Origin of the sequence: Lysinibacillus sphaericus (genome assembly GCF_005217585.1) — a bacterium.
In the GTDB taxonomy this organism is placed as follows: domain Bacteria; phylum Bacillota; class Bacilli; order Bacillales_A; family Planococcaceae; genus Lysinibacillus; species Lysinibacillus sphaericus.
Genome location: NZ_SZPT01000002.1, coordinates 1,876,482 through 1,890,314, shown reverse-complemented (window position 1 = coordinate 1,890,314; position 13,833 = coordinate 1,876,482). Strand labels below are relative to the sequence as shown.

The following is a 13,833-nucleotide window of genomic DNA, read 5'->3' as shown; positions in this document are numbered from 1 at the left end:
TAATGAATAAAGGACATGTTATTCAAGTAATGGGTCCGGTTGTTGACGTAAAATTCGACAATGGCCAATTACCAGCAATCTATAACTCATTAACAGTTAAGATTGAACGTCCTAATGAAGAACCAACAACTCTTGCATTAGAAGTTGCACTTCATTTAGGTGATGATTCTGTTCGTACAATTGCAATGTCATCTACTGATGGCTTACAACGTGGAGCAGAAGTAACAGATTCAGGAAAAGCTATCTCAGTACCAGTTGGTGAAGTGACTCTTGGTCGTGTATTCAACGTATTAGGAGAAGTAATCGACTTAGGTGAAGAAATTCCAGCTGATGCACGTCGTGATTCAATTCACCGCGAAGCACCATCTTTCGATCAACTTTCAACTTCAGTTGAAATCCTTGAAACAGGTATCAAAGTAGTAGACTTATTAGCACCATACATTAAAGGTGGTAAAATCGGTCTATTCGGTGGTGCCGGTGTAGGTAAAACAGTATTAATCCAAGAATTAATCAATAACATCGCACAAGAGCACTCAGGTATCTCTGTATTCGCTGGTGTAGGTGAGCGTACTCGTGAAGGGAACGACTTATTCTACGAAATGAGCGATTCAGGCGTTATCAAGCAAACAGCGATGGTATTCGGTCAAATGAACGAGCCACCAGGTGCGCGTATGCGTGTAGCTTTAACTGGTCTTACAATGGCAGAATACTTCCGTGATGAGCAAGGTGCAGACGTACTTTTATTCATCGACAATATCTTCCGTTTCACACAAGCAGGTTCTGAGGTTTCTGCCCTATTAGGTCGTATGCCTTCTGCGGTAGGTTACCAACCAACACTTGCAACTGAAATGGGTAAATTACAAGAACGTATCACATCTACTAACAAAGGATCTGTAACTTCTATTCAAGCGATCTATGTACCAGCCGATGACTATACTGACCCGGCTCCAGCTACAACTTTCGCCCACTTAGATGCAACTACAAACCTTGAGCGTAAATTATCTGAAATGGGTATCTACCCTGCGGTTGACCCATTAGCTTCGACTTCTCGTGCATTATCACCAGAAATCGTAGGCGCTGAGCACTACGCAGTAGCAACTGGCGTACAACGTACAATCCAACGTTACCGTGAATTACAAGATATCATTGCTATCTTAGGTATGGATGAGTTATCTGATGAAGATAAACAAACAGTTGAACGTGCTCGTCGTATTCAATTCTTCTTATCTCAAAACTTCCACGTTGCGGAACAATTCACTGGTCAAAAAGGTTCTTACGTTCCTGTTAAAGAAACGGTTCGTTCATTCAAGGAAATCCTTGAAGGTAAACACGATCACCTACCAGAAGATGCTTTCCGTTTAGTGGGTTCTATTGAAGAAGTAGTTGAAAAAGCGAAAAGCATGGGCGTAGAGGTTTAATACTAGGGACGAGGAGGAAAAAATATGAAGACAGTTACAGTCAATATTGTCACTCCCGACGGCCCGGTATACGATTCTGAAGTATCAATGGTAATCGCGAAAACAACTTCAGGTGAGATTGGTGTTCTTGCCGGCCATATTCCAATGGTAGCTCCACTTGCAATCGGTGCAGTGAAGCTGAAAAAGGACAATGGTTCAACTGAGATTGTTGCTGTAAGCGGTGGTTTCATTGAAGTTCGTCCAGAAAAGATCTCAATTTTAGCACCTTCTGCTGAAATTGCTGATAATATCGATGTACAACGTGCTAAAGAAGCCGTTAAACGCGCTGAAGGACGAATTCAAAGCAAACAAGATAACATTGATTTCAAACGTGCTGACCTAGCATTAAAACGTGCGTTGAATCGTATCAACGTTCATGAGGGTAATATCTAATTCAATTTTTAACGGGCAGATGTAATATCTGCCCGTTTTTTAAATGGAGGAACACGATGTGGGAATTTATGAAGCAGTAGGGCAAGAAGCTTTAATGGGCATTCTATCGCACCTCTTTTTTATTGCTATCACTTTTTACGCTTTGCAGGCCTTCATGCTAGAAAAATTGTTTAAAAAAAACAAAGTATTTCAAATACAGTTGATTTATATTTTGTTGAGCATTGCAATCGGGACCGCAGTCTCTAATTTCTTTCTACAAGTTTCAAGTTGGTCTGGAAAACTCCCTTACTTATTTTAAAGTTAGCTAGTGACAACTAACTATAAAGTAACGGATGCGTAATTCATATGTGCATATTTCGAAGGGCTCCATAAGTTCACTTATGTGGTCCTTTGAAATATGTACTTAAGAGGTTTAATAAGCTATGGAAACGGAAATATAGTATCCACGAACTTTTGAAAAAAGGGCTTAGGGATTTACATATTTTACCGTGTTATTGGTCATTCACAAAAAAAAAAATAATGCGTACAATAAATTAATAGCAAAATATCAATAAATGCCTTAAAATAGTGATTTGGACGCTTGAACGAGCGTGTGAAAAGTTGTACTATAGAGTTGTTTGTTTACTTATTATGACATTATACATCTTTTTTTAAAATAAATTTTCGATAGGTTAAGAGATTGAATTCGGAGGGACGTAAGGTGGATAAAATTATAGTGACTGGCGGCCAAAAGCTACAGGGGAAAGTTCGTGTAGAGGGCGCAAAAAATGCAGTGTTACCAATCCTGGCGGCAGCTTTACTTGCTTCAAAAGGAGAAAATGTAATTAAAGAAGTCCCTAACTTAGCAGATGTTTATACCATAAATGAAGTACTAAAAAGTCTAAACGCTGATGTTACATATATACCAGAAGACAATACTGTATATATAGACGCAACAAAAGAACTTTCAAGTGAAGCTCAATTTGAATATGTCAGTAAAATGCGTGCATCCATTTTAGTGATGGGTTCTTTGCTTGCACGAAACGGCTTTGCACGAGTTGCTTTACCAGGTGGCTGTGCAATCGGTTCACGTCCAATTGAATTACATTTAAAAGGTTTTGAGGCAATGGGTGCAAAAATTTCATTTGGGCACGGTTATGTGGAAGCGAAGGTAGAGGGTCGTTTACAAGGTGCGAATGTATATTTAGATTTCCCAAGTGTCGGTGCAACAGAAAATATTATGACGGCTGCATCTTTAGCAAAAGGAACGACAGTAATTGAAAATGCAGCAAAAGAGCCTGAAATTGTAGATCTTGCAAACTTCATTAATAGTATGGGTGGCCGTGTTATCGGCGCAGGTACGAATACGATTCGTATTGAAGGTGTTGACACATTATATGGAGCAGAGCATTATATTATTCCTGACCGTATCGAAGCAGGTACATTTATGGTAGCAGCTGCGATTACAAAGGGTGATGTAACGATTGAAAATGCTGTGCCTGAACATATGACGGCTTTAATCGCAAAAATGCGCGAAATGGGCGTAGAAATTACAGAGCTTGATGAAGGAATACGTGTCCACGTACCGCAAACATTAAAAGCTGTAGACATTAAAACAATGCCACATCCAGGCTTCCCAACGGATATGCAGTCGCAAATGATGGCGTTGATGTTAACTGCTGAAGGTACGAGTATCATTACAGAAACAGTCTTTGAAAATCGTTTTATGCACGTTGAAGAGTTCCGTCGCATGAATGCTGGTGCTAAAATCGAAGGACGTTCTGTGTTTATCGAAGGACCAGTAAACCTACAGGGAGCTGAGGTTATGGCAACAGATTTACGAGCTGCGGCAGCCCTAATTTTAGCAGGTCTTGTGTCTGAAGGAATAACACGAGTGACAAAACTCCATCACTTAGACCGTGGTTACGTAGACTTCCATGGCAAATTAGCATCACTTGGTGCAAATATTGAACGTGTAACAACAATGGATGTTACACCGAAAGAAAAAACAACAATCGAATTACCAGCAAACTAACAACAAAACCTCTTTGCTCAGCATAAGCAAAGAGGTTTTTAATTAATGCAGAGAGAGATACCTGCTGAGCAGAGAGAAATACCCGCGGAACAAAGTGAAATACCCGCGGAATAGAGAGAGATACCCGCGAAACGAAGAGAAGCCCACGGAGCAGAGCGATTTACCCGCGAAATGAAGTGAAATACCCGTGGAATAGAGTGGTTTACCCGCGAAACGAAGTGAAATACTCGCGAAGCAGAGCGATTTACCCGCGAAACGAAGAGAAGCCCACGGAGCAGAGCGATTTACCCGCGAAATGAAGTGAAATACCCGCGAATCAGAATGATTTACCCGCGAAACAATGCAGAATACCCGCGAAGCACAGTGCCCCTCACAAACCAAAGCAAAACGAACTCCCGTAATCATGGAACGCTCATATTTTCTGTAGTACTCGCATATTATTCCTTATGAAAAATTGGATAATGATAATTGCTGTGATTTGTTTAATTGGTGCATTATATATGATGCCAGTAGCATTCAGTGAGAGACGAATCGATGATCATTCTAACAACTCCCCACAAAAGACGGAAAACGCCTGTGAAATATTCATAGAAGTGGAGGGACAGAAGGAAAAAATTCCTTTAGAAACGTATATAGTTGGTGTAGTAGCTGCAGAAATGCCCGTGTCCTTTAATAAAGAAGCTTTAAAAGCTCAAGCCATTGCTGCCAGAACCTATGCGCTGAAAACGACAAATTACGGTAAAAAAGCCATTGCACCTACTGTTGCAAGGCAAGTCTACTACAATAAAGAACAAAGAAAAGCCAATTGGACTAGCAATTTCCCGGGAAATGAAAAGAAAATTGTCGAAGCCATTACGGAAACAGAAGGACAAGTTCTTCTATATAATAATGAATTAATTACGGCGATGTTTCATTCAACGAGCAATGGTAAAACAGAGAGTGCTTACGGTTACAGTGGGAATGACTTACCGTATTTACAAAGCGTTGCAAGTATGTCCGATCAAGCTTCTCCAAAGTTTGCAACAATAAAAGAATGGACGTTAGCCGAATGGAATGCGCTGTGGCCAGTTAAATGGCGGGCGAATGATTTCAATCGTATGCAATTGTTTCTCAATGATTCAGAGCGTGTAGAACGCCTGCAATTAGGTAAAAATGGATGGTCGGGCAGAGAGGTTAGAACACTCTTACAATTACCATCAACAGATTTTAAGATTTCATATAATAAGAATACGGGTAAGGTTCAGGTAGCAACGAAAGGATATGGTCATGGCGTTGGTATGAGCCAGTACGGTGCAGATGCGATGGCACGTGAAGGAAAGAACGCTTCAGAGATTTTACACTATTATTATCAACAAATTGAGATAAAAAAAATAGATGCATGTTTAAAATAGCTTCTAGTTGTTCACACTGCAACTAGAGGTGATGAAAATGAGAGAGGATAAAAATAGTAAAACTTCTCAAAATGAAAAAGGACAATTGCAGAAAAAACCTTGGTTTTGGCCGGCGGTATACGCGGGTGGTGCATTAATGTTAGCAGGTATGTTATTTGGTTACAATAGTCTCGTGACAAAAGAAGAAGCACCATTACCAGATGTAGCGCAAGTAGACCCAGGTCCAGTAGTTGAAACAAATGCAAAAACAGAAACAATGAAGTATCCATTCAAGGAAGCAGAGCTTAGTAAAGTACAAGTTTCACAGGAATTTTATGATGTAGAAGCAAAAGAAGAGTCACGTGAGAATGCCTTAATGGTATTCAATCAAACATTTACAACTTCATCAGGCATTTCCCTTTCTATGAATGGAGAGGAATTCGAAGTAGTTGCTGCGTTAACTGGTAAAGTACTAGAAGTAAAGCTAGATGCGTTTACAGGCAATAAAATCGTCCTAGAGCATGCGAATGGTGTGCAAACGCATTATAGTTCAGTAAAAGATATCGCTGTGAAAGAAGGCGATGAAGTAGCACAAGGTCAGGCACTTGGAAAAGCGACTGACAATGAGTGGAATCAAGCAGCTGGCGTTCACATGCATTTTGAAGTTCTAGAAAACGGTAAATACGTTAATCCGAAAAAATTCCTAGGATTTTAAAAAAGTCAGCAATTTAACGAGAAAGTGCAAATCGTGTTCTGAATAGCTTTGTCCTCACATAAGGTGAAGAAATGCGCAGACGTGCATCTGATGCCAAAGCCATTTTGTGAAATTGTGTGGAAAGGACGAGAACGTGCACGAGCACATTCGGAAGCGCTGCATACGCCTCGGTGAATTACTGATTGAGACGCGTGAAACTGTGCGTGTCCTCGCGAAAATGACAGGTTACTCTAAAAGTACGGTGCACAAAGATTTAACTGAGCGATTACCAACAATTCATGAAGGATTAGCTGATCAAGTGAAAGAAATTCTCGCCTACCATAAAGCCGTACGTCATATTCGTGGAGGAGAGGCAACGAAAAACAAGTGGAAAGAAAGAGCGAGTCAAGAATGATTCGTTCTTTTTTTGTACATTTCTATTTGTGTACATATAATTGAAGGAAAACAAGCGGAATAACTAAATTTAGGTGAAATTACCAATGGGGTGTGATAAAATATTCTAGATAAATAGACAATAGGAACGTTATGTAGTTGGAACTGGCGGGAAGGAGAATTTAAAAAATGTTTTCGAAGGATATAGGCATTGACTTAGGAACTGCGAACGTATTAATCCACGTTAAAGGCAAAGGAATCGTCCTAAACGAACCATCTGTGGTAGCAATAGATAAAAAGACGAATAAGGTATTAGCAGTAGGTGAAGAAGCTCGTCAAATGGTGGGTCGCACGCCCGGTAATATAACAGCAATTCGGCCATTACGCGATGGAGTAATTGCAGACTTTGATGTTACCGAAGCGATGCTTAGACATTTCATCAATAAATTAAATCTAAAAGGATTTTTAACAAAGCCACGTATATTGATTTGCTGTCCAACAAATATTACAAGTGTAGAGCAAAAAGCGATTCGCGAAGCTGCTGAAAAATCTGGTGGTAAAAAAGTATATTTAGAGGAAGAACCAAAAGTTGCGGCAATCGGAGCTGGGATGGATATTTTCCAACCAAGTGGCAATATGGTAGTGGATATCGGTGGTGGTACTACAGATATCGCAGTTCTTTCTATGGGTGACATTGTAACAAGTGAGTCTATTAAGGTTGCGGGCGACGTTTTTGATAATGATATTTTACAATATATTAAAAAAGAATATAAATTGTTAATTGGTGAGCGTACAGCCGAAGCAATCAAAATCACGATTGGCACAGTCTTCAAAGGTGGACGTAACGACTCAATGGATATTCGCGGTCGTGATATGGTAACAGGCTTACCTCGTACAATTACGATTCATTCAGAGGAAATTGAACGTGCATTACATGAATCAGTAGCCATGATCGTACAATCGGCGAAAAACGTGTTAGAAAAAACACCGCCTGAGCTTTCAGCAGATATTATTGACCGTGGTGTCATTATTACTGGTGGTGGCGCATTATTACACGGAATGGACCAACTGTTAATCGAAGAGTTAAAAGTTCCAGTCTTTATTGCTGAACATCCAATGGATTGTGTTGCAATTGGCACTGGCATTATGTTAGAAAATATTGATCGTGTTCCAGCATCACTATAAAAATACAATGAGGTGATTCCTTTGTTTAAAGGGTTTTATACAGTAGCAACAGGTATGATAGCACAACAAAGACGAACAGAATTACTGACAAACAACTTATCAAATGCAAGTACACCTGGATTTAAGGCAGATCAATCTACCATCCGTTCGTTTCCAGATATGCTAATGTCCAGCGTAGGAAAAACAAATGCACCCGCCAATCAGCAAGCTGGCTCACAGTATATGAGTCAAGTTGGTGCACTCAATACAGGGATATATATGCAAGAAACATTGCCAAATTACATACAAGGTCAAATCTATAGCACGGATTTAACGACAGATATGGCCCTTATCGATGGAAACTTACCTCAAAATGAAGATGGTGTCTCTGGTTCAATTTTCTTCCGTTTAGCACATCCAGACGGTGGAGAAGCCTATACACGTAACGGGAATTTCACATTAGATGGTCAAGGCTATTTAGTAAATGGTCAAGGTCTCTACGTGTTATCTGATAATGGACAACGCATCCAGCTACCAAATGATGATTTCCGTCTTGATCAGGACGGTGGAATTTATGTGAATAACCAGCAAGTAGCGCGCGTAGGTGTATCTTTTGCGGCCAATCCGAACATGCTACGTAAACAAGATAATGGCTTAATTCGTACAGAAAACGGAGAAGCCTTGCCGACTGCTTACGGTGCAAATGGTGTATCGTTTACATTAGGACAAAAATTTTTAGAGCGCTCAAACGTAGACTCTGGACGCACAATGACAGATTTAATGACAGCATACCGAGCTTTTGAAGCAAACCAAAAAGTGTTGCAAGCGTATGATCGAAGTATGGAAAAGGCTGTAAATGAAATCGGTAAAATATAATTAAGCGAACAGGAGGCGTTTTCACATGCTACGAACAATGATTACGGCAACAAATACAATGGGGCAATTGCAAAATAAATTAGATACAATTAGTAATAATATTGCTAACAGTGGAACGCATGGCTATAAAACACGTCAAGCAACGTTCAACGAACTTATGTATCAGCAATTTAATAATGATAAACAGGACCCAACTGTGCGTCAATCACCAGTAGGCATCCGTTATGGCTCTGGAGCACAGCTTGGACAAATTCAAACAAATCATAAGCAAGGTTCGCTTCAAACAACAGATCGCGATTTGGATCTCGCTTTTACAAAACCAAAGCAATATTTCAACATTTTAATGCCAGATGGTGAAAATGGCACAAAAACAGTGTATACTCGTCAAGGTGACTTTTATTTATCACCTTTAAATAATGGAACGGTGATGCTTGTCAATACAGATGGTTATCCAGTGGCAGATGCAAATGGACAGCCTATTACATTACCTGATAATGCAAAAGGTTTTATTGTTCGCAATGGAGGCATGTTAGAAGCTACATATCCGAATGGTGATGTTATTCGTACGGATTTAGCAGTAACGGAATTCCAAAAGCCGCAACTAATGGAGCATATTTCTGGTACATATGTAGGCTTACCAGATAACTTAGCAGAGCTAGGATATACACAAGCAGAAGTTGTAACAGAGTTACAAGGAGCAAATCGTCAACAAATCGGCATGCAAAATGAAGCACTCGAATTATCGAATGTGAGCTTGTCGAAGGAAATGACAGATTTAATCGAAACGCAACGTGCTTATCAATTTAATGCAAGAGCTGTAACACTAGCTGACCAAATGCTAGGGCTTATTAATGGTGTTAGATAAGTGCATTATTGAGTAAGAAATGAAGGGGTACAATATCTATGACAAACGATTCACGTCGACGTTCTGTGCCGACACAAGAAACCGAAACGCCACCAGAAGAAAAGGGACGTCGCTCAAACGGAGAGCAACGCGAGGTTCGATGGGTGCAAATACGGCTGATTCCGATTTGGTTACGAGTTGTACTTGTTCTTGTTTTAATCGTTGTTGCCGCTATTTTAGGTACAATGGTCGGCTACAGTGTAATTGGTCAAGGAAAAGCAATGGATGTCTTTAAATTAGAAACATGGCAACATATATTTGACATTATGAATGGTAAAGAATAATAATATTCTTTACCATACTTTGTGTTTCACATAAAAAATCGAGTATTTTAAATTTAAAAGCGATTATACGTTGAAACCTACATCCTCTTTTGGACGTAAGGTATATATACATACTTAGAGGGGGAAAAGAAATGTTAACAGCAGAGCAAATTCAAGAAATTTTACCACACCGTTATCCATTTTTATTTGTAGACCGTATTGTGGAATTAGAAGTAGGCAAGCGTGCAGTAGGTATCAAAAATGTATCGATTAACGAAGATTTCTTTAATGGACATTTTCCAGGATATCCTGTTATGCCAGGTGTTTTAATTGTAGAGGCATTGGCGCAAGTAGGTGGCGTCGCTTTATTAAAATCAGAACAGTACCAAGGACGTTTAGTATTTTTAACAGGAATCGATAACGCTCGTTTTAAGCGCCAAGTAGTACCGGGAGATCAGCTACGATTAGAAGTAGAATTCGTTAAACTGCGCGGTGTAATGGGCAAAGGACATGCTGTAGCTACCGTTGATGGCGAGCTAGTTTGTGAGGCAGATATTTTATTTGCAATAGGGCCTGAACAACCAAAACAGCCTTAATTTGCAATTATAGGCTAAAAGTTATAAAATAATCTTGTCGAATAGTGTTCTTATTGTCAATTTTTTTTGACAGAATTTAGTTTAGTTTTTTTAATGCGATGGCATAGATAGTATTGTGAATTGAAATACATGTAATTTTAGGTTTTTTAAAAAGTAGGAGGATTATATAGATGTATAAGGAATTGTCTTCAGGTGTTAAAATTAGCATTACGCGTTCGATTTCAACATCTTTTGAATCATACTTAGCAAGTATTGGTTGGGAAGAAGAGCGCTTTTCTATGGAAGACTTCATTGCTAGCTGGCAGTCTTATTTTCAGGAAAATGCCGCTTGGATCGAAAAAATCCCAGCCGATGTTTTGATGAGTACTGAATTCCATGAAGAGATGGCACAAAAAATCGATGAAGTAATTGCAAAAATTTTAAATGAAGAACCAACCGCTAAACAAGTCGAAACAATCGAAGCTTTACAAAAAGAATTAGGTACAAACTATACCTATAATTGTAAAGCAGAAGCTGCATACATTGAGCAATTACTGAAAGATAAACAAAAATAGTTTTTGCACAAAAAATCGGATAGTTCCCTCCTTTCTCGGGCAATCTATGTAGGATCACAAATGCACATGTTGTATTTGATGACATAGTACTCAAGAAAGGAGGTTTTTTATATGTGGAAAATGTCATTTTTAGCCATTATCCTTGCTACAGTATTCCTTGGAGGTTGTAACTGGGGTAATAATGCAGCTGAAACCCCAATGGAGAACGTGAAAAACGACGTTAAACGAGGTGTTAACGATGTAGAAGATGTTGTCGATCCAGATAAGAATCACAATGTCTACGATCGTAACGTCAACAATGGTACTGTTAACGACGGTACTGTAAATGATGGCACAGTAAGAGAAAATACTGTTATGCCAGAAGCAACAACACCAGGTTCAAATGCGGATGTCAATGGCACAAATGGCTATGACAACGTACCAAATGCCAATGGTGTAAATGGTGTTGAACGAAACAACGGCACTATGAGAGAAGACCGCAACACAATGACTAACCCGTAAAAACAAAGTGATTCCGTTCAACCGGAATCACTTTTTTCTTTATGATTATGGAATGAAGGTATATGCGGGAATGATTTGATTACCCGCGGAAGTAGAACGTTTACCCGCGGAAAGCATGGAGATACCCTCGAAAGTAGAACGTTTACCCGCGGAACGAAGGAGAATACCCGCGAAGTAGAAAGTTTATCCGCGGAACGAAGGAGAATACCCGCGAAACGCAGGAGAATACCCGCGAAAGTAAAACGTTTACCCGCGGAACGCATGGAGATACCCGCGAAAGCAACTTGTTTACCCGCGAAACAAAGATAAACCTCCCATAAACATAACTTCAAACATTCAACTACCCCACTCTCCCCCAAAGTAGCATTAAAAAAACGGTTTCATATATTCTATTAAATTATCAGGAAGATAGTAGATTCGATTTTTATAAGTACCAGTGCTAGGAAATTGAAATTTTCGTAATAAACGATTAGCAGCATCACTAGAAGTAATACCGAAAAACGCACGTAATTGACTATTGGTGATTGTACGACTTACGAGCAATCGATAATCTTGCAAGGCTTCTGCAAAAATTTCGGTGCTTGTATAGTGACATGCTAGACACTTCCAACCGCCTCTGTAAAAGTGCATCTGATTTTTGTATCGGCATTTTGGGCAAAGTACGCCATGTCGGAATCTCGAAGTATCTATACGAGGGAGTATTTCTTGTGGTTGATGCTGCGCTCTAATTAGTTGTACAAAACGGGTTAATTGCTCATTCGTTAAAATAGGTGTTGGATACTTTTCAAAAAGAGTTTGGATATGACTTTGTAGCCCTGACACATGAAAAATAGGGACGGATTTTGGATGATTTGCAATTATAGCTGAAGGATTAGACAAAATAACTGCACCTTCAATGGGGAGAGAATAATTTTTAGATATAATTTTAATGAATTGCATATGACGTTGAATTTGCGTAATGGGATTTGCAAAACCTTCCACTGTGCCATCAGATTTTGTGCGTGTGCATTGATGTGTCGTAGCATCAAAATTCAGACGACCGTGTATATTTTTAATTTCCACAACGAACATAAAATGCTTACAAATAAAGAGTGTATCAACTTGGTGAAAATGCTGTGCAGCATTGACAAGTACAACATTATGCAATACAGCAAAAGTATTTGGACATACTAATTCATGCCATTCTCGGTCTACTCGTTTTTCACCAGCAAAGCCAGCATCAAGCCTTCGAAATTGCTCGCTATAATAGTTAGCATCTCGATCTCCATCACATAAGCGTCGTAGTAAAGCCTCATACCATAACAACTTTAACGGCTTCTCACGTATGACTATATTCATTGACGTTCACCCCTATGTTTTTTACACCATATTTTATCCAAAAATCTCAAACTGTCCAGTACAAAAAAACGATACGTCCTTAAACGTATCGCTGCTCATTCATCATTTTTAAGTTTTGGCCGCTCTTTCATTCCTTTTGAGAAGCGGTCTAGTAATTCTACTTGTGACACACCTTCTGTTAAAAGATCAGCGAGTAATTGTTCAGCGTATTTAGAACGCTTAATTTTTAACGTCCCTTTTAAAAGCACAGAAACATGCTCGCCAATTTCTTGGACAGTATGCACAACTACCCGAAATGGAGCTGGTTCATTATCAGGAAATGAAATAACTGCACGAACATCAACTACTGTAGCATTCGCTAATAACTCATCAAAAATCGGACGATATTGCCGATCGATAAACAATTCAAGAATCCAAGATTGATGGCTGTTTTCCTGGTTAATAATAATGCCATCGACTAAAGGAAATGCTTGCATGCCATCTTGAGTGACAAGGTCAAAAGAAAGCATTTTAAATGTTTTCATTATGTATCCTCCTAAGTCGGTCATTCCTTTTAGTATAACATAATCAATTACAGCTAAGACTGTCTTCTTAAAATATGAAAAGATGCTAAATTTATCTTTTTAAAAATGGGGTGTAACACTTACTGCCGTCTGACCTCCACACAATAAAAAAACCTAACAAACAAATAAATAACAGCTAAAAAAATTATTTTCTTATTTAAAAATGAGCTAAAAAACAAAAACCGAGTTTTGCCAAAAGTGAATAGCCTCTTGTAAGATGAGGGCAATTAAACACAAAGGAGGTGAATCAATGAACCAAGTCGGACTGGTTGGAAGATTAACAAAAGATCCTATGTTGCGACAACTATCTAGAAATCGTGTCCAATCTCATTTTTCCCTTGCCATAAATCGCAATTACAAAAACAGTCGTGGAGAAGTAGAGACTGACTTTATTCTTTGTACAGTATGGGGAAAACTGGCAGAGCATATTGTGAAGTTTTGCGGTAAAGGTTCATTAGTTGGCATAAATGGACGTATTCAATCTAGATCATTTACGAATGAGCACAGCACCAAGATTTATATGACAGAAGTGGTTGTAGAAGATGTTCGCTTCTATAGGCTGAAACAGCCAGATAATGATGGAAGCACATTGCCATCATCGTCATCGGTCGAGCAGGAGATTATGAAAGATTTTGTGTTACCTAAGAAAGAATTGCAATTACCAGTAGTATAACCGACTATCGCAATACATACGGAGCAAAGCTAAACATTTACGCAATTCGCCATTCTCCTAGAATGCTTTGCACCGTAATC

17 protein-coding genes are annotated in these 13,833 nt (G+C 39.1%); 15 read left to right on the top strand and 2 right to left on the bottom strand.

Going from position 1 to position 13,833, the window contains the following annotated elements; genetic code table 11:
* The first annotated feature begins 2 nt into the window (after positions 1-2).
* From atpD to FC748_RS14410, 14 genes are all read left to right on the top strand, one after another.
* The gene (gene atpD, locus FC748_RS14480) at positions 3-1,418 is read left to right on the top strand and encodes a F0F1 ATP synthase subunit beta (RefSeq protein ID WP_024362906.1); all 1,416 of its coding nucleotides are present in this window, start codon (positions 3-5) and stop codon (positions 1,416-1,418) included.
* A gap of 24 nt (positions 1,419-1,442) precedes the next feature.
* A complete protein-coding gene (locus FC748_RS14475) occupies positions 1,443-1,850 on the top strand; it encodes a F0F1 ATP synthase subunit epsilon (protein ID WP_024362907.1) in 408 nt (135 codons plus the stop codon).
* Positions 1,851-1,908: 58 nt separating this feature from the next.
* Positions 1,909-2,148 carry a DUF1146 family protein gene (locus FC748_RS14470; RefSeq protein WP_024362908.1) on the top strand — a complete coding sequence of 80 codons (240 nt, stop codon included), beginning with the start codon at positions 1,909-1,911 and terminating at the stop codon, positions 2,146-2,148.
* Positions 2,149-2,550: 402 nt separating this feature from the next.
* Positions 2,551-3,864, top strand: coding sequence for a UDP-N-acetylglucosamine 1-carboxyvinyltransferase (murA, locus tag FC748_RS14465; RefSeq protein ID WP_024362909.1), 1,314 nt, complete (start codon positions 2,551-2,553; stop codon positions 3,862-3,864).
* A 446-nt stretch (positions 3,865-4,310) separates the two neighbouring features.
* A complete protein-coding gene (spoIID, locus tag FC748_RS14460) occupies positions 4,311-5,255 on the top strand; it encodes a stage II sporulation protein D (RefSeq protein WP_108030608.1) in 945 nt (314 codons plus the stop codon).
* A 37-nt stretch (positions 5,256-5,292) separates the two neighbouring features.
* Positions 5,293-5,949, top strand: coding sequence for a M23 family metallopeptidase (locus FC748_RS14455; protein WP_024362912.1), 657 nt, complete (start codon positions 5,293-5,295; stop codon positions 5,947-5,949).
* Between the two features lie 133 nt (positions 5,950-6,082).
* A complete protein-coding gene (locus FC748_RS14445) occupies positions 6,083-6,343 on the top strand; it encodes a sporulation transcriptional regulator SpoIIID (protein ID WP_004269485.1) in 261 nt (86 codons plus the stop codon).
* Positions 6,344-6,510: 167 nt separating this feature from the next.
* Positions 6,511-7,506: a cell shape-determining protein Mbl gene (gene mreB / locus FC748_RS14440; protein ID WP_024362913.1), complete on the top strand. Its 996-nt coding sequence runs from the start codon at positions 6,511-6,513 to the stop codon at positions 7,504-7,506.
* 21 nt (positions 7,507-7,527) lie between these two features.
* Positions 7,528-8,361 carry a flagellar hook-basal body protein gene (locus tag FC748_RS14435; RefSeq protein WP_024362914.1) on the top strand — a complete coding sequence of 278 codons (834 nt, stop codon included), beginning with the start codon at positions 7,528-7,530 and terminating at the stop codon, positions 8,359-8,361.
* A 25-nt stretch (positions 8,362-8,386) separates the two neighbouring features.
* Positions 8,387-9,226 carry a flagellar hook-basal body protein gene (locus FC748_RS14430; RefSeq protein ID WP_024362915.1) on the top strand — a complete coding sequence of 280 codons (840 nt, stop codon included), beginning with the start codon at positions 8,387-8,389 and terminating at the stop codon, positions 9,224-9,226.
* Positions 9,227-9,264: 38 nt separating this feature from the next.
* Entirely contained in the window at positions 9,265-9,549 is a 285-nt protein-coding gene (locus FC748_RS14425) for a DNA-directed RNA polymerase subunit beta (RefSeq protein WP_024362916.1), read from the top strand.
* A 131-nt stretch (positions 9,550-9,680) separates the two neighbouring features.
* The gene (fabZ, locus tag FC748_RS14420) at positions 9,681-10,124 is read left to right on the top strand and encodes a 3-hydroxyacyl-ACP dehydratase FabZ (RefSeq protein ID WP_024362917.1); all 444 of its coding nucleotides are present in this window, start codon (positions 9,681-9,683) and stop codon (positions 10,122-10,124) included.
* 170 nt (positions 10,125-10,294) lie between these two features.
* Positions 10,295-10,678 carry a hypothetical protein gene (locus FC748_RS14415; RefSeq protein WP_024362918.1) on the top strand — a complete coding sequence of 128 codons (384 nt, stop codon included), beginning with the start codon at positions 10,295-10,297 and terminating at the stop codon, positions 10,676-10,678.
* Between the two features lie 111 nt (positions 10,679-10,789).
* Positions 10,790-11,179 (top strand): hypothetical protein, encoded by a 390-nt coding sequence (locus FC748_RS14410; protein ID WP_024362919.1) that lies wholly within the window; start codon positions 10,790-10,792, stop codon positions 11,177-11,179.
* Between the two features lie 366 nt (positions 11,180-11,545).
* Here the strand turns inward: FC748_RS14410 and FC748_RS14405 are convergent, their stop codons facing one another.
* Both FC748_RS14405 and FC748_RS14400 read right to left on the bottom strand, forming a co-directional pair.
* Positions 11,546-12,517: a nuclease-related domain-containing protein gene (locus tag FC748_RS14405; protein WP_108030607.1), complete on the bottom strand. Its 972-nt coding sequence runs from the start codon at positions 12,515-12,517 to the stop codon at positions 11,546-11,548.
* Between the two features lie 95 nt (positions 12,518-12,612).
* On the bottom strand, positions 12,613-13,041 hold the full coding sequence (locus tag FC748_RS14400; protein WP_103977440.1) for a YwpF family protein: 429 nt from the start codon (positions 13,039-13,041) through the stop codon (positions 12,613-12,615).
* 289 nt (positions 13,042-13,330) lie between these two features.
* On the opposite strand from FC748_RS14400, the gene FC748_RS14395 reads away from it, so the two are divergent.
* Complete coding sequence (locus FC748_RS14395) at positions 13,331-13,753, top strand: single-stranded DNA-binding protein (RefSeq protein WP_108030606.1); 423 nt, start codon at positions 13,331-13,333, stop codon at positions 13,751-13,753.
* Positions 13,754-13,833 lie beyond the last annotated feature (80 nt).